16 protein-coding genes are annotated in these 20,557 nt (G+C 71.5%); 7 read left to right on the forward strand and 9 right to left on the reverse strand.

All coding sequences use genetic code 11. From position 1 onward, the window contains the following. Nucleotides 1–24 precede the first annotated feature (24 nt). From uvrB to PV682_RS08020, 5 genes are all read left to right on the forward strand, one after another. On the forward strand, nucleotides 25–2,166 hold the full coding sequence (gene uvrB / locus PV682_RS08000; RefSeq protein WP_055720053.1) for an excinuclease ABC subunit UvrB: 2,142 nt from the start codon (nucleotides 25–27) through the stop codon (nucleotides 2,164–2,166). A 154-nt stretch (nucleotides 2,167–2,320) separates the two neighbouring features. Beyond that, nucleotides 2,321–2,899, forward strand: a complete 579-nt coding sequence (locus PV682_RS08005) for a TerD family protein (protein ID WP_010352498.1) — start codon at nucleotides 2,321–2,323, stop codon at nucleotides 2,897–2,899. 49 nt (nucleotides 2,900–2,948) lie between these two features. Further along, nucleotides 2,949–4,904 (forward strand): TerD family protein, encoded by a 1,956-nt coding sequence (locus PV682_RS08010; protein ID WP_319725491.1) that lies wholly within the window; start codon nucleotides 2,949–2,951, stop codon nucleotides 4,902–4,904. 232 nt (nucleotides 4,905–5,136) lie between these two features. Beyond that, nucleotides 5,137–6,150 carry a TerC family protein gene (locus PV682_RS08015; RefSeq protein ID WP_055722948.1) on the forward strand — a complete coding sequence of 338 codons (1,014 nt, stop codon included), beginning with the start codon at nucleotides 5,137–5,139 and terminating at the stop codon, nucleotides 6,148–6,150. Between the two features lie 114 nt (nucleotides 6,151–6,264). Continuing rightward, nucleotides 6,265–7,365, forward strand: a complete 1,101-nt coding sequence (locus tag PV682_RS08020; RefSeq protein ID WP_319725494.1) for a calcium:proton antiporter — start codon at nucleotides 6,265–6,267, stop codon at nucleotides 7,363–7,365. Here the strand turns inward: PV682_RS08020 and PV682_RS08025 are convergent. Both PV682_RS08025 and PV682_RS08030 read right to left on the reverse strand, forming a co-directional pair. Further along, a complete protein-coding gene (locus PV682_RS08025) occupies nucleotides 7,355–8,635 on the reverse strand; it encodes an MFS transporter (RefSeq protein WP_319725621.1) in 1,281 nt (426 codons plus the stop codon). The genes PV682_RS08020 and PV682_RS08025 overlap by 11 nt on opposite strands. A gap of 113 nt (nucleotides 8,636–8,748) precedes the next feature. After that, nucleotides 8,749–9,795, reverse strand: a complete 1,047-nt coding sequence (locus PV682_RS08030) for a S66 family peptidase (RefSeq protein ID WP_319725496.1) — start codon at nucleotides 9,793–9,795, stop codon at nucleotides 8,749–8,751. Nucleotides 9,796–9,891: 96 nt separating this feature from the next. On the opposite strand from PV682_RS08030, the gene aroQ reads away from it, so the two are divergent. Beyond that, nucleotides 9,892–10,359 (forward strand): type II 3-dehydroquinate dehydratase, encoded by a 468-nt coding sequence (gene aroQ, locus PV682_RS08035; RefSeq protein WP_319725497.1) that lies wholly within the window; start codon nucleotides 9,892–9,894, stop codon nucleotides 10,357–10,359. Between the two features lie 59 nt (nucleotides 10,360–10,418). Here aroQ and PV682_RS08040 read toward each other — a convergent pair whose 3' ends face one another. The 5 genes from PV682_RS08040 to PV682_RS08060 all read right to left on the reverse strand — a co-directional run bounded on the left by PV682_RS08040 (nucleotide 10,419) and on the right by PV682_RS08060 (nucleotide 14,607). Continuing rightward, complete coding sequence (locus PV682_RS08040; RefSeq protein ID WP_275657936.1) at nucleotides 10,419–11,171, reverse strand: amino acid ABC transporter ATP-binding protein; 753 nt, start codon at nucleotides 11,169–11,171, stop codon at nucleotides 10,419–10,421. After that, nucleotides 11,168–12,043, reverse strand: a complete 876-nt coding sequence (locus PV682_RS08045; protein WP_319725502.1) for an amino acid ABC transporter permease — start codon at nucleotides 12,041–12,043, stop codon at nucleotides 11,168–11,170. Before PV682_RS08045 ends, PV682_RS08040 begins: the two co-directional genes overlap by 4 nt. Next, the gene (locus tag PV682_RS08050; protein ID WP_319725504.1) at nucleotides 12,040–12,927 is read right to left on the reverse strand and encodes an ABC transporter substrate-binding protein; all 888 of its coding nucleotides are present in this window, start codon (nucleotides 12,925–12,927) and stop codon (nucleotides 12,040–12,042) included. Before PV682_RS08050 ends, PV682_RS08045 begins: the two co-directional genes overlap by 4 nt. 327 nt (nucleotides 12,928–13,254) lie before the next feature. After that, nucleotides 13,255–13,911: an MBL fold metallo-hydrolase gene (locus PV682_RS08055; protein ID WP_055720683.1), complete on the reverse strand. Its 657-nt coding sequence runs from the start codon at nucleotides 13,909–13,911 to the stop codon at nucleotides 13,255–13,257. A gap of 9 nt (nucleotides 13,912–13,920) precedes the next feature. After that, nucleotides 13,921–14,607: a maleylpyruvate isomerase family mycothiol-dependent enzyme gene (locus tag PV682_RS08060; RefSeq protein ID WP_319725507.1), complete on the reverse strand. Its 687-nt coding sequence runs from the start codon at nucleotides 14,605–14,607 to the stop codon at nucleotides 13,921–13,923. 223 nt (nucleotides 14,608–14,830) lie between these two features. On the opposite strand from PV682_RS08060, the gene uvrA reads away from it, so the two are divergent. Next, nucleotides 14,831–17,749, forward strand: coding sequence for an excinuclease ABC subunit UvrA (gene uvrA, locus PV682_RS08065; protein ID WP_319725509.1), 2,919 nt, complete (start codon nucleotides 14,831–14,833; stop codon nucleotides 17,747–17,749). A gap of 174 nt (nucleotides 17,750–17,923) precedes the next feature. On the opposite strand, the gene PV682_RS08070 is transcribed toward uvrA, so the two are convergent. Together PV682_RS08070 and PV682_RS08075 are read right to left on the reverse strand one after the other, a co-directional pair. Continuing rightward, nucleotides 17,924–18,835, reverse strand: a complete 912-nt coding sequence (locus PV682_RS08070) for a carbohydrate kinase family protein (RefSeq protein WP_319725511.1) — start codon at nucleotides 18,833–18,835, stop codon at nucleotides 17,924–17,926. Continuing rightward, nucleotides 18,832–20,118, reverse strand: coding sequence for a LacI family DNA-binding transcriptional regulator (locus PV682_RS08075; protein ID WP_319725513.1), 1,287 nt, complete (start codon nucleotides 20,116–20,118; stop codon nucleotides 18,832–18,834). The genes PV682_RS08070 and PV682_RS08075 overlap by 4 nt, the downstream gene beginning before the upstream one ends. Nucleotides 20,119–20,557: the final 439 nt, after the last annotated feature.

A 20,557-nucleotide genomic window follows, 5' to 3' on the forward strand; every position in this document is an offset into this window, starting at 1 on the left:
GTGGGGGGCCGTACGGTGGATGGCATGCGGCCCGTTTCCAGCATCGAACGTACGGTGGCGCCCTTCGAGGTCGTCAGCCCCTACCAGCCCAGCGGCGACCAGCCGGCGGCCATCGCCGAGCTGGCCCAGCGCATCGAGGCCGGTGAGAAGGACGTCGTCCTCCTCGGCGCGACCGGCACCGGCAAGTCCGCCACCACCGCGTGGATGATCGAGAAGCTCCAGCGCCCCACGCTCGTGATGGCGCCGAACAAGACCCTGGCCGCCCAGCTGGCGAACGAGTTCCGCGAGCTCCTGCCGAACAACGCGGTCGAATACTTCGTCTCGTACTACGACTACTACCAGCCCGAGGCGTACGTCCCGCAGTCGGACACCTACATCGAGAAGGACTCCTCGATCAACGAGGAGGTCGAGCGCCTGCGCCACTCCGCGACGAACTCGCTGCTCACCCGCAGGGACGTCGTCGTGGTCGCCTCCGTCTCGTGCATCTACGGCCTCGGCACGCCGCAGGAGTACGTGGACCGCATGGTCCCCCTGAAGGTCGGCGAGGAGATCGACCGCGACGACCTGCTGCGCCGCTTCGTCGACATCCAGTACACGCGCAACGACCTCGCCTTCACGCGCGGGACGTTCCGGGTGCGCGGCGACACCATCGAGATCTTCCCGGTCTACGAGGAACTCGCCGTCCGCATCGAGATGTTCGGCGACGAGATCGAGGCCCTCTCCACGCTCCACCCGCTCACCGGCGAGATCATCAGCGACGACCAGCAGCTGTACGTCTTCCCGGCCTCCCACTACGTCGCGGGCCCCGAGCGCCTGGAGCGCGCCGCCAACGACATCGAGAAGGAACTCGGCGAGCGCCTCGCCGAACTGGAGAAGCAGGGCAAGCTCCTGGAGGCCCAGCGCCTGCGCATGCGCACGACGTACGACCTGGAGATGCTCCGCCAGATCGGCTCCTGCTCCGGCGTCGAGAACTACTCGATGCACTTCGACGGCCGTGAACCGGGCTCCCCGCCCAACACCCTCCTGGACTACTTCCCGGACGACTTCCTGCTGGTCATCGACGAGTCGCACAACACGGTCCCGCAGATCGGCGCGATGTACGAGGGCGACGCCTCCCGCAAGCGCACCCTCGTCGACCACGGCTTCCGCCTCCCCTCGGCGCTCGACAACCGCCCCCTGAAGTGGGAGGAGTTCCAGGAGCGCATCGGGCAGACGGTCTACCTGTCGGCGACCCCCGGCAAGTACGAACTCTCGCGCGCGGACGGCACCGTCGAGCAGATCATCCGTCCCACCGGCCTCATCGACCCCGAGGTCGTCGTCAAGCCCACCGAGGGCCAGATCGACGACCTGGTGCACGAGATCCGCGGCCGGGTCGAGAAGGACGAACGCGTCCTGGTCACCACCCTCACCAAGAAGATGGCCGAGGACCTCACCGACTACTTCCTCGAACTCGGCATCCAGGTCCGCTACCTGCACAGCGACGTCGACACGCTGCGCCGCATCGAGCTCCTGCGCGAACTGCGCGCCGGCGAGTTCGACGTCCTGGTCGGCATCAACCTCCTGCGCGAGGGCCTCGACCTGCCCGAGGTCTCCCTGGTCGCGATCCTCGACGCCGACAAGGAGGGCTTCCTGCGCTCCGGCACCTCCCTGATCCAGACCATCGGCCGCGCCGCGCGCAACGTCTCCGGACAGGTCCACATGTACGCCGACCGGATCACCCCCGCGATGGAGCGCGCCATCGAGGAGACCAACCGGCGCCGCGAGAAGCAGGTCGCCTACAACACGGCGAACGGCATCGACCCCCAGCCGCTGCGCAAGAAGATCAACGACATCGTCGCCCAGATCGCGCGCGAGGAGGTCGACACCGAACAGCTCCTCGGCAGCGGCTACCGCGCCAAGAAGGACGGCCGCGGCACCAAGGCGCCCGTGCCGTCGCTCGGCGAGAAGGCCCGCGCCAAGTCCGCCAAGGCGGCCAGGGGCAAGGCCAAGGACACCGTCCCGACGGACACGCCGGCCGCCGACCTCGCCGACCAGATCGAGGCGATGACCGAGCGGATGCGCGCCGCCGCCGCCGACCTCCAGTTCGAGGTCGCCGCCCGCCTCAGGGACGAGGTCTCCGAGATGAAGAAGGAACTGCGCCAGATGAAGGAGGCGGGCCTGGCATGACCCGCGTATCCGGGAGCGCCGCGCCGTACGCCCTGTGTTGCAGGACCGACACAAAACGCGCTCCCGGGTACGGCACTGTCAGTGGCCTTGCGTAGGGTTCTGGGCATCCGCGGAGCCCGCGGGAACAGGGGAAGTTCGAGAGGGGAATCGGCTCGTGACCGTCAACATGACCAAGGGTCAGGCAATCAGTCTTCAGAAGAACGACGGAGGCAGCCTGAGCGCGGTGCGGATGGGTCTCGGCTGGCAGGCGGCCCCCCGGCGCGGCCTGTTCGGTTCCCGCACCCGCGAGATCGACCTCGACGCCTCCGCGGTCCTCTTCGCGGACCAGCAGCCGGTCGACGTCGTGTTCTTCCGCCACCTGGTGAGCGACGACGGCTCCGTGCGCCACACCGGCGACAACCTGGTAGGCGGCGTCGGCCAGGGCGGGGACGACGAGGCGATCCTCGTCGACCTCTCGCGCGTGCCGGTCCACATCGACCAGATCGTCTTCACCGTCAACTCGTTCACGGGCCAGACCTTCCAGGAGGTGCAGAACGCGTTCTGCCGCCTCGTCGACGAGACCAACGGCCAGGAGCTGGCGCGCTACACCCTCGCGGGCGGCGGCAACTACACGGCCCAGATCATGGCCAAGGTGCACCGCGTGGGCCAGGGCTGGTCGATGACCGCCATCGGCACCCCGGCCAACGGCCGCACCTTCCAGGACCTCATGCCGGCCATCCAGCCGGTCCTCTGAGGGCCGCGGCACCACAACCACACAGCACGACACAGGGGGACGACAGGCGATGACGGCCGAGCTGACACGGGGGCAGAACCATCCGCTCTCCCAGGTCCGCCTGGTGATCAGGGTCTCGGCCGCGGCCCCGGTCGTGGCCGGGGTGACGCTGGGCGACGACCAGGGGCGCGTCCCCGGCCCCGAGTGGGTCGCCCACCCCGGCGCGCCCGCCCTGCCCGGCCTGGAGGTCCCCCGGCAGGCCGCCCGCGAGCACCGCATCACCGTCGACCTGGACGCCGTACCGCAGCGCGCGCACCGCGTGCACGTGCTGCTCGCGCTGCCGGCCGGCGCCGGGGCCGTCCGCTTCGGCGCCTCCGCGGCCCCGTTCGTCGCGGTCGCGGGCGAGGGCGGCACCGACCTCGCGACGTTCACCCTCACCGGCCTCGACGCCGAGTCGGCCGTCGTCGCCGTCGAGCTGTACCGCCGCCAGGGCGCCTGGAAGGTCCGCGCCGTCGGCCAGGGCTACGCGGGCGGCCTCGCCGAACTCCTCACCGACCAGGGCCTGCCCCAGGCCCACCAGGTCGCCGCCACCATCCAGCAGGCCACCGCCCCCACCCCGGCCCCGCCGATCCCGGCCCCCCTCACCCCGGACCAGAACCCGACACCGTACGACTCCCAGGCGCCCGCAGCCGCGTCCGGCACCGGCCGCCCGGCGGCGCCCGCCGGCCCGTACGGCAGCCCCTACGACGAAGCCCCCGCCGCGCCCCCGCAGGGCGCCGGCCTCTACGGCGCGCAGTCCGCGCAGGACGGCGGCGTCGACTACACCCACCCCCGCCGCCGTACGACCCCGCCGCCGCCCCCGCCGGCCGCGTCCCCGGTCTCGCCCGGGCAGCCCGCGCGGCCCGTCGCGGGGGACGCGACCGGGTGGTCGATGGAGGAGCGGCTCTACAACCAGGTGTGGGGCATGTTCGAGGACTACGCGCGCACGACGGCCGCCTACCGCAGCGCCGTCGACTTCGCGGACGCGCGCATGGAGCGTGAGCTGGACGAGGCGCTCGCGGACCCGCGCGCGCGGATGGGCGGGCAGGCCGACGCCGCGCGGGAGGCGGCGCGCGCGAAGCACACGCAGCTGATGGACCAGGCGCGCGAGGTGCTCGACCGCGACCTGGCGCAACTCGTCGCCGAGTCCGAGGTCGTCGAACCCGCGCTCCCGCCGCCCTACGCGGGCTGGGACAACCCGGTCTGGCACGCCTACCGGGTTCCCGAGGAACCCCCCATGGCCCTGCGCCTGGGCGACCTGCGGCTGCCGGAGAGCGAGCGGCTGCGCATCCCGATGCTGGTCAGGCTGCCGCTGGAGCGGGGGCTGTGGATCGACAGCGGGGCGGTCGGCGCGGCGGACGGCGCGGTCGTCGACGCGTACGACGTACGGCGGCTCGCGATGGACACGGCCGTCGCGCACGTGGCCCGGCTGCTCGCGGCGCACCCGGCGGGCGCGTTCGCGGTGCACGTCGTGGACGCGGCCGGTTCGGCGGCGTCGTCCCTGGCCCCGCTGGCCGGAGCGGGCGTGCTGGCCGGGCCGCCGGCCGTGGGCGCCGCCGGGGTCGCGGATGTCCTCGGGCGGCTCACGCAGCGCGTCGACCTGGTGCAGATGGCGGTGCGCGGCGGTGCCCCGGACGCGCTGCCGCCGGACTTCGACACCGCGCACCAGCTCCTCGTCGTGAACGACTTCCCGCACGGCTTCGACGACCGCGCGGTGACGCAGCTGCGCTACCTCGCGGACGAGGGCCCGGCCGTCGGCGTGCACCTGATGATGGTCGCCGACCGGGAGGACGCGTCCGCGTACGGCCCGCTGCTCGACCCGCTGTGGCGGTCCCTGCTGCGGCTGACGCCGGTGCCGGACGACTACCTCGCCGACCCGTGGGTGGGGCACGCGTGGACGTACGAACCGGCGCTCGTGCCGCCCGGCAGCGGGGTGCTCCAGCAGGTGCTCGCGCAGGTCGCGGCAGCTCGCACCAAGCCCTGGTAAAGCGCCCTGACCTGCGTTTTTGATCTTTCTTTTGCCAATCGCTTTACCGTTCCTTGGTGATTGAGGTACTGTTTTCCGTACGGAGGGGAGTACTCCCTGACAACTGCGGCGTACCCGTCAATACGGATCAGGCCAGATCCCGGGGCGTCGGCCCACACGTGGGTGGAAGAGACCTCCGGCAGCGCGACGCGACGCTGAGTATCTGCCGTTACGTACTGCCGGAGGCGCAGCAGTGGATGTTTCCTTGACCCTGTGGGTCCTGACGATCGTGGGCCTCAGTGCCCTCATCGCGGTCGACTTCTTCATCGGCCGCAAACCGCACGACGTGTCCATCAAGGAGGCGGGGATCTGGACGGTCGTCTGGATCGCCCTCGCCGGGCTCTTCGGTCTCGGGCTCGCGATATTCGGCGGCGGTGAGCCCTCGGGCGAGTTCTTCGCCGGGTTCATCACCGAGAAGTCGCTGAGCGTCGACAACCTCTTCGTCTTCATCCTGATCATGGCGAAGTTCTCGGTGCCCACGCAGTACCAGCAGCGGGTCCTGCTCATCGGCGTGCTCATCGCCCTGGTCCTGCGGGCGATCTTCATCGCCGCCGGAGCCGCGATCATCGCCAACTTCTCCTGGGTCTTCTACATCTTCGGCGCCTTCCTCATCTGGACCGCCTGGAAGCTCATCCAGGAGGCGCGTGCCGACGAGGAGGACGAGGAGTTCGAGGAGAACAAGCTCCTCAAGGCCGCCGAGAAGCGCTTCGGCGTCGCCGACCGCTACCACGGCACGAAGCTGTGGATCCAGGAGAACGGCAAGCGGGTCATGACCCCGATGCTGGTCGTCATCCTTGCGATCGGCACCACGGACGTCCTGTTCGCGCTCGACTCGATCCCCGCGATCTTCGGCCTCACCCAGGACCCGTACATCGTCTTCACCGCCAACGCGTTCGCCCTCATGGGCCTGCGCCAGCTGTACTTCCTCCTCGGCGGGCTGCTGCGCAAACTGGTCCACCTCAGCTACGGCCTCTCCGTCATCCTCGGCTTCATCGGCGTCAAGCTGGTCCTGCACGCGCTGCACGAGTCGGGGCTGCACGTCCCGCAGATCAGCATCCCGGTCTCCCTGGGCGTCATCTGCTCGGTCCTGGTCGTCACGACCATCACGAGCCTGAGGGCCTCCAAGAAGCAGGCGGAGGCCGAGGCGGCGCAGGACGGCACCGGGTCCGGCACCGAGTCCTCGCCGAAGGACAGCATCAGCAGCTGATCCCCGTACCGCCCCGAGTGGTGCTCCGGCCGTGCGCCGGGGCATCACTCGTCTGCGCCGGACCCCCTTGGAGCTCCACATGCACCCCCGCACCCCGTCTGCGACGATCGCCGCATGATCACTGGGCTTCGGGCGCTCACCGCCCGCTGGACGACGGCGATCCCGGTACTGGCGGTCGTCCTCCTGGTGTTCACGTGGGGCCGCGACCTGCCCGGCGCGGTCGTCGCGCTGGTCACCCTGGTCCTCGCCGGGGCCGTCCTCGCGGCCGTCCACCACGCCGAGGTCATCGCCCACCGGGTCGGCGAACCCTTCGGCTCGCTGGTCCTCGCGGTCGCCGTCACGATCATCGAGGTCGCCCTGATCGTCACCCTGATGGCGGACGGCGGCGACAAGAGCTCCACGCTCGCGCGGGACACCGTCTTCGCCGCCGTGATGATCACCTGCAACGGCATCCTCGGCCTGTGCCTGCTCGTCGCCTCGCTGCGGCACGGCACGGCGGTCTTCAACCCGGAGGGCACCGGCGCCGCGCTCGCGACCGTCGCGACGCTGGCCGTGCTCAGCCTGGTCCTGCCGACGTTCACGACCAGCAAGCCGGGACCGGAGTTCTCCACGGTCCAGCTCACGTTCGCCGCGCTGTCGTCCCTCGTCCTGTACGGCCTGTTCGTGGCGACCCAGACCGTACGGCACCGCGACTACTTCCTGCCGGTCACCCACGACGGCGACGTCCTGGACGCCGACGACCACGCCGACCTGCCGAGCGTCCGGACGGCGTACGTCAGCCTCGGCCTCCTCGGCTTCGCCCTGATCGGCGTGGTCGGCCTCGCCAAAGGCGTCTCCCCGACGATCGAGTCGGGCGTCGAGTCGGCCGGACTGCACCACGCGGTCGTCGGCGTCGTCATCGCCCTGCTGGTCCTGCTCCCCGAGACCATCGCCGCCCTGCGGGCCGCCCGCCGCGACCGCGTCCAGACCAGCCTCAACCTCGCCCTCGGCTCCGCCATGGCCAGCATCGGCCTGACGATCCCGGCCGTCGCCCTTGCCTCCGTCTGGCTCTCCGGCCCGCTCGTCCTCGGCCTCGGCTCGACCCACATGGTCCTGCTCGCCCTGACCGTCGTCGTCGGCTCCCTGACGGTGGTGCCGGGGCGGGCCACGCCGCTGCAAGGGGGCGTGCACCTCGTGCTGTTCGCCGCGTACCTGGAGCTGGCGGTCAACCCGTGACGCGGTCCACCGCGGGCCCTCGCACGACCGCCACCGGCCGCGTCTCCGGCAGCAGCGCGAAGCAGCCCAGGCTCACCAGCGCCACCGCCGTCAGGTACGCCGCCACTGCCCACGGCATCCGGCCGGAGCCCTCGGCCAGCGCCGTCGCGACGACCGGGGTGAGCGCGCCCCCGATGACCCCGCCGAGGTTGTAGCCGACCGCCGCACCCGTACAACGGACACGCGGTTCGTAGAGTTCCGGCAGATACGCGCCGATCGCGGCGAACATCAGGGTGAACGCGAGCAGCGCCCCCAGGATCCCGAGGAACATCGGCAGCGGCTCACCGGTCGCCAGGAGCGCGACCGCCGGGAACATCCACAGCGCCGTCAGCACGCACCCGGTCATGCACACCGGCCGTCGCCCGAACCGGTCCCCCAGATGAGCCGCGAACGGGGTGAGCACCCCCTGCACGACGACGGCGGCCATGACGCACGTCAGCATGACGGTACGGCTCACACCGAGCCGTTCCGTCGCGTGCGCGAGCGACCAGGTCGTCACCGCGTAGAAGACCGCGTACCCGGCGGCCAGCGCTCCGGCCGTCAGCAGGAGGAGCCGCCAGTGGCGGACGAACACCTCGACGAGCGGCACGCGCGCGTGGTCGTCGATCTCCAGGAAGCGCGGGCTCTCCGCGAGGGACGACCGCAGCCACAGCCCCGCGACCGCGAGGACCCCGGCGGCCCAGAACGGCACCCGCCACCCCCAGGACGCGAACTGCGCCTGCGAGAGCCCCGCCGACAGCCCCAGCATCACCCCGTTGGCGAGCACGAACCCCACGGCACCTCCCACGGGCGGAAAGCTCGACCACAGAGCCCGCCGCCCGGGCGGCGCGTGTTCCGCCGTCAGCAGCACCGCTCCACCCCACTCGCCGCCGAGCCCCAGCCCCTGGAGGAACCGCAGCACGAGCAGCAGTACCGGCGCGGCCACCCCGATCGAGGCGTACGACGGGACGCAGCCGACCGCGACGGTCGACGCACCCGTCAGGAGCAGCGACACCACCAGCACCGGACGCCGTCCGTGACGGTCGCCGACATGCCCGAACAGCACCGCCCCCAGGGGACGCGCGACGAACCCGACCGCGAACGTCCCGAAGGCCGCCAGCGCGCCCGCGAGGGGCGAGAACGTCGGGAAGAACAGGGGCCCCAGGACGAGCGCCGCCGCCGTCCCGTAGACGGAGAAGTCGTAGAACTCGATCGCCGTCCCCGCGAGGGAGGCGGCGGCGAGCCGGGGCATGGAGGGTGATGCCGGTGCTGTCACCGCGCGTACAGGCTGCATACCGCGTCAACCAGCCGTGACCACCGTGAGTCACGGCGGCGCACGGAGCATCGGGGGCGCGCCCCGGCGGCTCAGTAGTGCACGACGACGCGCCGCGCGGGACCGTCGACCCGTACGACACCGCCGTAGGGGACGACGACCTGAGGGTTCGTGTGGCCGAGGTCGACGTCGAAGACGGCCATCGTGTCCGGGGCGTACGTCTTCAGCGCCCGCTCGACCGCCGCTCGCTGGTCGGCGGCGTACTGTGCGCTCGCCTGAGGGCCGTTCGGCCGCTCGAAGGACCAGGTCTTCGCCCGGCCCATGAGAAGCGCCGGGAAACGCCTCAGGAGGCCGCGCTCGCCCATGCTGCGCAGGACGCCGAAGACCTCCGAAGCGCTCGGGAGATCCTCGGACGTCTCCAGGAACAGCACGCCGCCGTCGTACACCGAAGGGTCCGCGGCGATCTCACGGTCGGCCATCAGGAGCCAGGCCAGGATCTCCACGTTGCCGCCCCAGCTGCGGCCCTCCACCACGCGGTCGGCGTTCAGCCAGGTCCAGCCGGTGCCGGGGCGGGTCTCGGGCGCGCGCGTGAAGGTCTCCGGGTCGGCCCAGTCGCCCTCGACGTCGCTCCAGCGCGCGGCGGGGCGCAGTTCGTAGGGGCCCGAGGTGAACAGGGCCGCGCGCAGGGAGTCGGCACTCTCGCCGTCCATGGCGAGCGGGCGGCCGAACTGCACCATGACGCTTCCGCCGTGGTAGCCCACGATCCCGGTGCTGTACAGGTAGGCCAGCAGGTTGGTGTTGTCGCTGTACCCGAAGAACGGCTTCGGGTGCGCGCGGATCAGCTCGCGGTCCAGGAAGGGCAGGACGGTGATCTGGTCGTCGCCGCCGATCGACGCGATCACCGCCTTGATCTCCGGGTCCGCGAAGGCGGCGTGCAGATCGGCGGCGCGCTCGCGCGGGGTGGCGCCCGTCCGCCGGGTCGTCGGGTACTCGACCGGGACGAGGCCGAACTCCTCGCGCAGGCGCGCGAGTCCGAGATCGAAGGGGCGTGGGAACAGGCCCGGCAGCCCGGCGGAGGGGGAGACGACGGCGACACGGTCACCGGGGGACGGCTTGGGCGGATACGCGGGAGCTGCCATGACCGCACGGTACGGGCCTCACCCGAACGGCGCACCGTGATAAACCGGGGGTGAGCGGCGGCTCCGCCGGACCGCCCCGACCGGACCGGAGGAACCGTGCCCCGCACCCTGGCCAACGCCCCGATCATGATCCTCAACGGCCCCAACCTGAACCTCCTGGGGCAGCGCCAGCCGGAGATCTACGGGTCCGACACGCTCGCGGACGTCGAGGCCCTGTGCGCCAAGGCGGCGGCCGTGCACGGCGGCACGGTCGACCTCCGGCAGTCCAACCACGAGGGCGAACTCGTCGACTGGATCCACGAGGCACGGCTCAACCACTGCGGGATCGTCATCAACCCCGGCGCCTACTCGCACACCTCCGTCGCGATCCTCGACGCCCTCAACACCTGCGACGGGCTGCCGGTCATCGAGGTCCACATCTCCAACATCCACCAGCGCGAGGCGTTCCGGCACCACTCGTACGTGTCCCTGCGCGCGGACGGGGTGATCGCGGGGTGCGGGGTGCAGGGGTACGTGTTCGGGGTGGAGCGGGTCGCGGCGCTGGCGGGGTCGGCGCGGGCGTGAACAGGCTGTGCGGGTAAGCGGGTAAGGAGCGCCGCCCATGGCTGACGCCCCTTACCGGGCTACAGGCGGCCGGCCTCCACGATCCGCCGCAGGAACCGCTGGGTGCGCTCCTGTCGCGGCGCGCCGAAGATCTCCTCGGCGCTGCCGCGCTCCAGCACGACCCCGCCGTCCAGGAAGCAGACCTGGTCGGCGACTTCGCGCGCGAAGCCCATCTCGTGGGTGGCCAGCACCATCGTCATCCCGTCGCCCTTCAGGTCGCGGACGACGTTCAGGACCTCGCCGACCAGCTCCGGGTCGAGCGCGGCGGTGATCTCGTCGAGGAGCAGCAGCCGGGGCCGCACCGCGAGGGCCCGCACGATCGCCACACGCTGCTGCTGGCCGCCGCTGAGCCTGTCGGGGTACGCGGATGCCTTGCCGGCCAGTCCGAGGCGCTCCAGGAGCTCCCTGGCCCGTTCCTCGGCCTCCTCCCGGGGCACGCCGTGGACGCGGCGCGGGGCGAGCGTGATGTTCTCCAGCACCGTCATGTGCGGGAACAGGTTGTACGACTGGAAGACCACGCCGATCCGGCGCCGCACCGCGTCCTGGTCCACGCGCGGGTCGGTGATCTCCTCGCCGTCCAGCCAGATCGCGCCGTCGTCGATGTCCTCCAGCAGGTTCGCGCACCGCAGCAGCGTCGACTTGCCCGAACCGGAGGCGCCGATCAGCGCGGTCACGGTGTGCGGGGCGACCTCCAGATCGACGTCCCTGAGGACGACGGACCCGCCGAACGTCTTGCGCACGGACTCCATCCGCAGCACCGGCGCGCCGCTCATGCCGTACCTCCCTGGGACCGCTGACGGTCCATCCGCGCCGTCACCCAGTCCGTGAACCGGGTCATCGGGATCGTCAGCGCCACGAACAGCAGCCCCGCGACGATGTACGGCGTGTAGTTCAGGCTCCGCCCGACGATGATGTCCGCCGCGCGTACCGCGTCGATCGCGCCGCCGATCGACACCAGGCCGGTGTCCTTCTGGAGGGACACCAGGTCGTTGAGCAGCGGCGGCACCTGACGGCGCACCGCCTGCGGCAGCACCACGTGGCGCAGCGCCTGCCGGTTCGACAGCCCCAGCGAGCGGGCCGCCGCACGCTGCGAGGGGTGCACGGACTCGATGCCCGCGCGGAACACCTCCGCCACGTACGCCGAGTACGTCAGCGTCAGCGCCGTACCGCCCAGCAGCACCGGATCGACCGTCACCCCCTGGAGGCGCAGCGCGGGCACGCCCAGGACGACGATCATCAGGTTGATGATCAGCGGCAGGCCCCGGAAGAAGTCCGTGTAGGCGGCGGCCAGCACCCGCAGCGGGAAGAACACCGGGCCGCGCAGCGTGCGCGCGATGGCGATCAGCATGCCGAGCACCAGGACGGCCGCCCCGCAGACCACCAGCAGCCGCAGGTTCAGCCACAGCCCTTCGAGGACCTTGGGCAGCGCCTCGCGCGCGTAGTGCGCGTCGAAGAAGGTCTCCTTGGTGCGCTGCCAGCCCGGCGCGTTGACGACGACCAGATAGAGCACCGTGCCGACGACGAGCGTCGACAGCGCGGCGATGGCCGTCGCCCTGCGCGCACGCGCGCGCCGGTAGCGCTCGCGCTCCAGACGGCGCTCCGACGGGGTGTACGCGTGCTCCTCCTCGGTCTTGGTGACCGTCACTTGAGCACCGGGGCGTCGACCGCGTCGGACAGCCACTGCTGCTCCAGCTTCGCGAGCGTGCCGTCCTTGCGCAGGGCGTCCACGGCGGCCGTCACACAGGGCGTGAGCGCGCTGCCCTTGTCGAGGACCAGCCCGAACTGCTCGGGAGTGCCGCTCCGGTGCTCGAACTGGCCGACGATCGTGGCGTCGGTGATCTCGGCGCCGGTGATGTAGAACGCGGTCGGCAGGTCCACGACGATCGCGTCGACCTGCTTGTTCTGGAGCGCGGCCTTGGCCTGGTCGTTCTCGGCGTACGCGGCGGCCTCCTGGCCCGGCTTCACCACGTCCTGGATGTACTCCAGGCTCGTCGTGCCGACCTGGGCGCCCAGCTTGAGGCCCTTCAGGTCGGCGAGGCTCTTCGCCTGCGCTGCCTTGGTGCCCTTCAGCGCGATCACGGCCTGGCGGACGTCGTAGTAGCCGGACGAGAAGTCGACGGCCTTCCTGCGCTCGGCGCTGACCGACACCTGGTTGATGTCGAAGTCGAAGGTCTTCACGCCGGGCGCGAACGCCTTGTTGAACGGCACGGTCTGCCAGACGACGGCGCTCTTGCCGTACCCCAGCCGCTGTGCCACCGCGTAGGCGACGGCCGACTCGAAGCCCTGGCCGTTGGACGGCTTGTCGTCCTTGAACCACGGTTCGTACGCGGGCGTGTCGGTGCCGACGGTCAGCTTGCCGGACGCCGTGGTCGTCAGGGCGCCCTTCGCGCACGCGGCGCCGGACGACGAACCGGAGGGCGTCGCACCCGCCTTGGCGTCCGGCTGGGGAGCACAGCCCACGGCGGTGGCGAGGAGGGCGACGACGGCGGCCGTGAGAGCACGGCGCTGGACACGGGGGACGAGGCGCATGGCCGGAGAGTGGCAGCGAAAGCGCCGGTTTGTCCAGTTCACGACAGTGGGTGTCCGCATAGTGGGAACGTCTGTTGCGCTCACGTGAACGGGGCGGCGCCAGAGGTGCCTGGGCCGCCGGCCAAGGGCGGGGAATACGAAAGACCGGCGGCCCGTGCCGAGCGGGAGCCGTCTTCCCGCGCGGGGCACGTGGACCAGTGGACCGCACGCACCCGCGCGCGGGGAGCGCGTGCGGCGGCCCGGCGCGGGTGCGCGATTCACACGGGGCGCGGAGACGGGGCTTCTACGGGGTGGGCTTCTACGGGGTGCGTCTCTACGGGGTGGGTCTCACCACCCGCGCGCGTGCCACTCCGGGAGCTGCGGACGCTCGGCGCCCAGGGTCGTGTCGTCGCCGTGGCCCGGGTAGACCCACGTCTCGTCCGGGAGGACGTCGAAGAGCTTCGTCTCCACGTCGTGGATGAGGCTCGCGAACGCCTCCGGATCCTTGCGGGTGTTGCCCACCCCGCCGGGGAACAGGCAGTCGCCGGTGAATACGTGCGGATGGCCGTGCGGGTCGTCGTAGACCAGCGCGATCGACCCCGGCGTGTGCCCCACCAGGTGACGCGCGGTCAGCTCCACGCGGCCCACCCGGATCACGTCACCGTCGTCGACCGGGACGTCCGTCGGCACCGGGATGCCCTCCGCGTCCGCGCGCCCCGCGTACGTGCGCGCGCCGGTGGCCGCCACGACCTCCGCGAGCGCCTGCCAGTGGTCGCCGTGCTGGTGGGTCGTGACGACGGAGGCGATGCCGTCGTCACCGACCGTCCCGAGCAGGGTGTGCGCGTCGTTCGCCGCGTCGATCAGCAGCTGCTCGTCCGTGGCCCGGCAGCGCAGCAGGTAGGCGTTGTTGTTCATCGGGCCGACCGCGATCTTGGTGATCATCAGGTCCTTCAGCTCGTGCACGTCCGCCGGGCCACCGACCGTCACCTGTCCGCTGTACGTCATGACCGCAGCCTATAGCGGGGGCAGCGTCGGCAGGAGGCCGCCGTCGGCGACCGGCGCGGACTCGCCGGAGCGCCCCGCGAGCCAGCCCAGCAGCTCCGCCCCGGCCCCGGAGACGGTCACCTCGGGGACGTCCGCCGCCCGGCCCGTGCGCCACACGCGCGTGCCGTCCGTCAGCCGGGTCGGCGGAACCGCGTCGAGACCGGCGTACCGGTCCGCGAGGAAGCCGATCTCCCGCGCGGTGAAGTCCTCCGGGAGGTCCTTCAGGCCGTACCCGATGCCCAGGTCCACGTGGTGCAGCTCGACCTCGGCCCAGCGGCGGAAGGGGATACGGGAGGCGCTGTCCTCGATGTTGTTGCGCAGGACCACCGTCCGCGACCAGTCGGCCGGGGCGGCGCCCGCGGCCAGGAAGCGGGCGTTGCTCGCGCGCAGGTCGGCGAGGTGGACCTCCAGCGCGCGCGGGGCGTCCCGCTCGATGTCCGCGTCCCGGACCTCGGCGGTCGCGTACATCGGACGGCCGCCCAGGACGTTCACCAGAGCGTCGGCGTTGCGGGCGAGGTGGGCGAGGACGTGGCCGCGGCTCCAGCCGGGCAACCGTGACGGTTCGGCGACCGACGCGTTGTCCAGCCCGGCGACCGCGCTCAGCAGCCGCTCCGTCGCTTCCCGTACAGAGTCCAGGTCACGCACGTGATCAGTCATGGGGCCGACCCTAGCCCCGTCACTCCATCGGGTGAAGGAGTCTTGAAGCGACCGTGAATCGAATGTACGTGCGATACGGTGGCTTGCAGGCGTCGGGCATGCTGGATGGCAGGGGATTGTTCGCAACCCGTGAATCCGACCGGCGTTGTCAGTGGCTCCCCCTAGTCTGGGAAAGACGGGGGCCCCGCCCCTGTCACTTCTCTCAAGAAAGGTGCGGACCGGCGTGGCCGACCGTCTCATCGTCCGTGGCGCGCGCGAGCACAATCTGAGGAACGTCTCGCTCGACCTGCCCCGTGACTCGCTCATCGTCTTCACGGGCCTGTCCGGTTCGGGCAAGTCCTCCCTCGCCTTCGACACGATCTTCGCGGAGGGTCAGCGGCGCTACGTGGAGTCCCTCTCCTCGTACGCCCGCCAGTTCCTCGGCCAGATGGACAAGCCCGACGTCGACTTCATCGAGGGCCTCTCCCCGGCCGTCTCGATCGACCAGAAGTCGACCTCGCGCAACCCCCGCTCCACGGTCGGCACGATCACCGAGGTCTACGACTACCTGCGGCTGCTCTTCGCCCGCATCGGCAAACCGCACTGCCCCCAGTGCCGGCGCCCGATCTCGCGCCAGTCGCCGCAGGCCATCGTCGACAAGGTCCTGGAGCTCCCCGAGGGCAGCCGCTTCCAGGTCCTCTCGCCGCTCGTGCGCGAGCGCAAGGGCGAGTTCGTCGACCTCTTCGCCGACCTCCAGACCAAGGGCTACGCCCGCGCGCGCGTCGACGGCGAGACGATCCAGCTCTCCGAGCCGCCCGTCCTGAAGAAGCAGGAGAAGCACACGATCGAGGTGGTCATCGACCGCCTCACCGTGAAGGACAGCGCCAAGCGCCGCCTCACCGACTCCGTCGAGACCGCGCTCGGCCTCTCCGGCGGCATGGTCGTCCTCGACTTCGTCGACCTCCCGGCCGACGACCCCGAGCGCGAGCGCATGTACTCCGAGCACCTGTACTGCCCGTACGACGACCTCTCCTTCGAGGAGCTGGAGCCGCGCTCCTTCTCCTTCAACTCACCCTTCGGCGCCTGCCCGGAGTGCAGCGGCATCGGCACACGCATGGAGGTCGACGCCGAACTGATCGTCCCCGACGAGGACAAGTCGCTCGACGAGGGCGCCATCCACCCCTGGTCCCACGGCCACACGAAGGACTACTTCGGCCGCCTGGTCGGCGCCCTCGCCGACGCCCTGGGCTTCCGCACCGACATCCCCTTCGCCGGGCTCCCGCAGCGCGCCAAGAAGGCCCTGCTGTACGGGCACAAGACCCAGATCGAGGTCCGCTACCGCAACCGCTACGGCCGCGAGCGGGTCTACACGACGCCCTTCGAGGGCGCCGTGCCGTTCGTGAAGCGCCGGCACAGCGAGTCCGAGAGCGACGCCAGCCGCGAGCGCTTCGAGGGCTACATGCGCGAGGTGCCCTGCCCGGCCTGCGAGGGCACCCGGCTCAAGCCGATCGTCCTCGCGGTCACGGTCATGGGGAAGTCCATCGCCGAGGTCTCCGGGATGTCCATCAGCGACTGCGCGGACTTCCTGGGCGAGCTGAGGCTCAACGCGCGCGACAAGAAGATCGCCGAGCGCGTCCTGAAGGAGGTCAACGAGCGGCTGCGGTTCCTGGTCGACGTCGGCCTCGACTACCTCTCGCTGAACCGCGCCGCCGGCACGCTCTCCGGCGGCGAGGCCCAGCGCATCCGCCTCGCCACCCAGATCGGCTCCGGCCTCGTCGGCGTCCTGTACGTCCTCGACGAGCCGTCCATCGGCCTGCACCAGCGCGACAACCACCGGCTCATCGAGACGCTGGTGCGGCTGCGCGACATGGGCAACACCCTCATCGTCGTCGAGCACGACGAGGACACCATCAAGGTCGCCGACTGGATCGTCGACATCGGCCCCGGCGCCGGTGAGCACGGCGGCAAGGTCGTCCACAGCGGCTCCTACAAGGAACTGCTCGACAACACCGAGTCGCAGACCGGGCAGTACCTCTCCGGCCGCAAGTCCATCCCGCTGCCGGACGTCCGCCGCCCGCGCGACCCCGCCCGGCAGCTCACGGTGCACGGCGCCCGCGAGAACAACCTCAAGGACATCGACGTCTCCTTCCCGCTCGGCGTCTTCACCGCCGTCACGGGCGTCTCGGGCTCCGGCAAGTCCACGCTGGTCAACGACATCCTGTACACGCACCTGGCGCGCGAGCTGAACGGCGCGAGAAGCGTCCCCGGCCGGCACACGCGCGTGGACGGCGACGACCTCGTCGACAAGGTCGTCCACGTCGACCAGTCGCCCATCGGCCGCACCCCGCGCTCCAACCCGGCCACCTACACCGGCGTCTTCGACCACATCCGCAAGCTGTTCGCCGAGACCAGCGAGGCGAAGGTCCGCGGCTACCTGCCCGGCCGCTTCTCCTTCAACGTCAAGGGCGGTCGCTGCGAGAACTGCGCGGGCGACGGCACAATCAAGATCGAGATGAACTTCCTCCCGGACGTCTACGTCCCGTGCGAGGTCTGCCACGGCGCCCGCTACAACCGGGAGACCCTGGAGGTCCACTACAAGGGCAAGTCCATCGCCGAGGTCCTGAACATGCCGATCGAGGAGGCCACGGCCTTCTTCGAGGCGGTCCCCTCGATCGCCCGGCACCTCGGCACCCTCAAGGACGTCGGCCTCGGCTACGTCCGCCTCGGCCAGTCCGCCACCACGCTCTCCGGCGGCGAGGCCCAGCGCGTCAAGCTCGCCAGCGAACTCCAGCGCCGCTCCACCGGGCGGACCGTCTACGTCCTGGACGAGCCGACCACCGGTCTGCACTTCGAGGACATCAGCAAGCTCCTGAAGGTCCTCTCCGGCCTGGTCGACAAGGGCAACTCGGTCATCGTCATCGAGCACAACCTCGACGTCATCAAGACCGCGGACTGGGTCGTCGACATGGGTCCCGAGGGCGGCGCGGGCGGCGGTGTCGTCGTCGCCGAGGGAACCCCGGAGCAGGTCGCGGGGGTGCCGGCCAGCCACACCGGCAAGTTCTTGAGGGAGATCCTGGACCCGGCGAGGATCAGCGATGCTGCCGGGCCGGCGAAGCCCCCCGCCAAGAAGACGAGCGGCCGGAAGAAGCCAGGGGCGAAGTGATAGAGGCAGGTGGCTGAGGCCGGATACCCCCGCTGCGGCGGGGAGCTCAGCACACCTGCCGTGTGATGAACGATAAGAAGATCCACAGGTCACGGCGCCCCACGGGAACTCCCGTGGGGCGCCGTCCGTTTCACGGTCAGACAGGCGAACCTTGACAACGCCACAGCGTGCGAGTCAGAAGTCCTCCAGTTCGGAGGCGTACGGCGGTTCCGCCCCCGCCCGGGAGCAGGTCAGTGCCGCGGCGCGCGCGGCGAAGCTCAGGAGCCGGTGCCAGGCCTCGTCATCCAGTCCCCCCATCGCCTCCGCCGAGAGCGCCCCCATCTCCGACAGGCCGTGCAGGAGCGCCGCGTTCACGGTGTCCCCGGCGCCGATGGTGTCCACCACCTCCACCTCGTCGCCGGGCACCGGATACACCTTCCCGCCCGGAAGGAACAGGGACAGCCCGGCCGAGCCGTGCGTGACGACGACGGCGCCGGGACCGGCGGCCAGCAGGTCGAGCGGGGTGATGGCCAGCCAGCGCATGTCGTCCTCGGACAGCTTGAGGAGGCTGACGTGGGGCAGCCAGCTCCGGAAGCGGGCGCGGTAGGCGTCCGGGTCGGAGATCAGGCCGGGGCGGATGTTCGGGTCCAGCAGGGTGAACAGGCCCTTGGCGGAGGCGTCGCGCATCAGCCGCTCGTAGGCGCTCGCCCCCGGTTCCAGGACGAGCGAGCAGGTGCCGAAGGCCACCGCCTGTGTCCCCGGGGGCAGGTCGGCGGGCGCGGTGAAGAGGCGGTCGGCGGTGCCGTCGACGTAGAAGGAGTAGGCGGCGGCCCCGTTCTCGTCCAGGGTCGCGGCGGCCAGCGTGGTCGGCTCCGGGCCGCGCTGCACAGGGGAGACGTCCACGCCCGAGGAGCGCAGCCCTTCCAACAGGGCGTCCCCGAAGGCGTCGGTGGAGGTCCGGGAGAGGAACGCGGTGGGGGAGCCGAGGCGGCCGAGGGCCACCGCCGTGTTGTACGGCCCGCCGCCCAGCGCCGGCTGGAGTCGGGCGAGGGCGCCCTCGCCGAGCGGGACCAGGTCGATCAGGGCTTCTCCGGTGACGACGATCACGAGTCGGTTCCTCTCTGGCGGTGCGTGGACCGCTCGCTGCCGAGGGGCTGTTCGGGACAGCCGCACGAGGTGCGGTGGACGAAGACGGAAGGGAGGCGGACGGTGCGGGTCGGACGGGCCGGCTCGGCGAGGCGGTCCAGGAGCAGACGGACGGCACGGGCCCCGATCTCCCGGCCGGGCTGGGCGACGGCGGTGAGACGGGGAGAGAGGAGGTCGGCCCAGGGGAAGTCGTCGAAACAGCACAGGGCGAGATCGCCGGGCACGGTGAGGCCGCGGGCCCGCAGGGCGGTCAGGGCACCGAGGGTGATGGCGTCGTTGCCGGTGACGAGGGCGGTGGGCGGGTCGGGGAGGGCGAGCAGAGCGGCGGTGGCCTGCTCGGGGGAGGGGGAGGCGGGGTGCTTCAGGGGGCCTAGGGCTGAGGGGGCGGCGGTGAGAGGGGCGGCGGGAGGGAGGGTGTTCGGGGCGGAGGAGTCGGCGGGAGAGAGGTCCTCCGGGGCGCAGGAGCCGGCGTGGGGGAGGGCGTCCGGGAGGGCTGAACCGGCGTGTGGGATGGCCGAGTCGGTGTGGGGGAGGTGGGCTGCGGGGGCCGGGAAGGCCGGAGTGCTGCGGGGGGCGGGTGTGTGGGCGACCAGGTGGGGGTCGAAGGGGAGGCCGGCTGCCGTGAGGGCCTGGCGGTAGCCGGTGACGCGTTCCGCGGTGGTGCTGAGGCCGGGGTGCCCGGCGATCAGGGCGATGCGGCGGTGGCCGAGGGACGCGAGGTGGGTGACGAGGCCGGCGGTCGGCTCGGTGTTGTCCGCGCAGACCTGGTCGAAGAGGGGGCCGGCACCGGGCGGGGTGTCGAGGACGCGGTCGAGGAGGACCGTGGGGACGCGGTGGCGGGTGAGGTAGGAGACGAGACCGCTCGGTTCGGCGGACGGGGCGACGACGAGGCCGTCGACCCGGCGCTCGTGCAGGAGCTGGACGACGGTGCGCTCGTGGGCGGGGTCGTCGTGCGGGTCGGCGATCAGGAGGCTGTAGCCGTGCTCCAGGGCCGCGGTCTCCACGCCCTGGAGGATCTGGGTGAAGTACGGGTTGGTGAGCGTCGACACCGCGAGGCCGATGGAGCGGGTGCGGGAGGTGACGAGGGAGCGGGCCAGGGTGTTCGGCGTGTAGCCGAGGGCTTCGACCGCGTCGAGGACGGCCCGGCGGGTGTGCGGGAGGACCGGGCGGGTGCCGTTGAGGACGTGCGAGACGGTGGCGACGGAGACACCGGCGTGCCGGGCGACGTCGGCCATGGTTGCCATGGTGGGTTCCCCTCGGCGGGCGGCGGGCGGCGGGCAGGCAGGGCGGGTGTCGGTACGGCGGGGAAGGTATCTCAAATCCCCGGGGACGTAAACGCTTGCGTAAGCGCTTACGTCCGGAGGGAACGACTCGGGCCGGACCGGTTGGGGCCGACCGGACCGGTTGGGGGTGGCAGCGGGAGCGGGTGAGGGCCGGCAGCGGGCCTGGCCGGGTCGGGCAGGGGCGAGCCAGGTCGCGTCAGGCCGGACCGGGTCGAGCCGGGCTGGGCCGGATTAGGCCGGGTCGGGCCGGCCAGGTCGGCGGGCAGGGCGTGCGAGGCGGGCGGGGCAGGTCTGGTTGGGTAGCCGCAAGCCGCAAGCCGCAAGCCGCAAGCCGCAAGCCGCAAGCCGCAAGCCGCAAGCCGCAAGCCGCAAGCCGCAAGCCGCAAGCCGCAAGCCGCAA

Origin of the sequence: Streptomyces niveiscabiei (assembly GCF_033794345.1) — a bacterium.
Lineage (GTDB): Bacteria > Actinomycetota > Actinomycetes > Streptomycetales > Streptomycetaceae > Streptomyces > Streptomyces niveiscabiei.

What these genes read in the sequence shown, in the direction of transcription:
- PV682_RS08020 (WP_319725494.1), top strand. Translation starts at nt 6,265, where the DNA reads ATGATCACTGGGCTTCGGGCGCTCACCGCCCGCTGGACGACGGCGATC.
- PV682_RS08075 (WP_319725513.1), bottom strand. Translation starts at nt 20,118, where the DNA reads ATGGCAACCATGGCCGACGTCGCCCGGCACGCCGGTGTCTCCGTCGCC.
- PV682_RS08050 (WP_319725504.1), bottom strand. Translation starts at nt 12,927, where the DNA reads ATGCGCCTCGTCCCCCGTGTCCAGCGCCGTGCTCTCACGGCCGCCGTC.
- PV682_RS08030 (WP_319725496.1), bottom strand. Translation starts at nt 9,795, where the DNA reads ATGGCAGCTCCCGCGTATCCGCCCAAGCCGTCCCCCGGTGACCGTGTC.
- PV682_RS08010 (WP_319725491.1), top strand. Translation starts at nt 2,949, where the DNA reads ATGACGGCCGAGCTGACACGGGGGCAGAACCATCCGCTCTCCCAGGTC.
- uvrB (WP_055720053.1), top strand. Translation starts at nt 25, where the DNA reads ATGCGGCCCGTTTCCAGCATCGAACGTACGGTGGCGCCCTTCGAGGTC.
- PV682_RS08040 (WP_275657936.1), bottom strand. Translation starts at nt 11,171, where the DNA reads ATGAGCGGCGCGCCGGTGCTGCGGATGGAGTCCGTGCGCAAGACGTTC.
- PV682_RS08055 (WP_055720683.1), bottom strand. Translation starts at nt 13,911, where the DNA reads ATGACGTACAGCGGACAGGTGACGGTCGGTGGCCCGGCGGACGTGCAC.
- PV682_RS08025 (WP_319725621.1), bottom strand. Translation starts at nt 8,635, where the DNA reads ATGCCCCGGCTCGCCGCCGCCTCCCTCGCGGGGACGGCGATCGAGTTC.
- PV682_RS08060 (WP_319725507.1), bottom strand. Translation starts at nt 14,607, where the DNA reads ATGACTGATCACGTGCGTGACCTGGACTCTGTACGGGAAGCGACGGAG.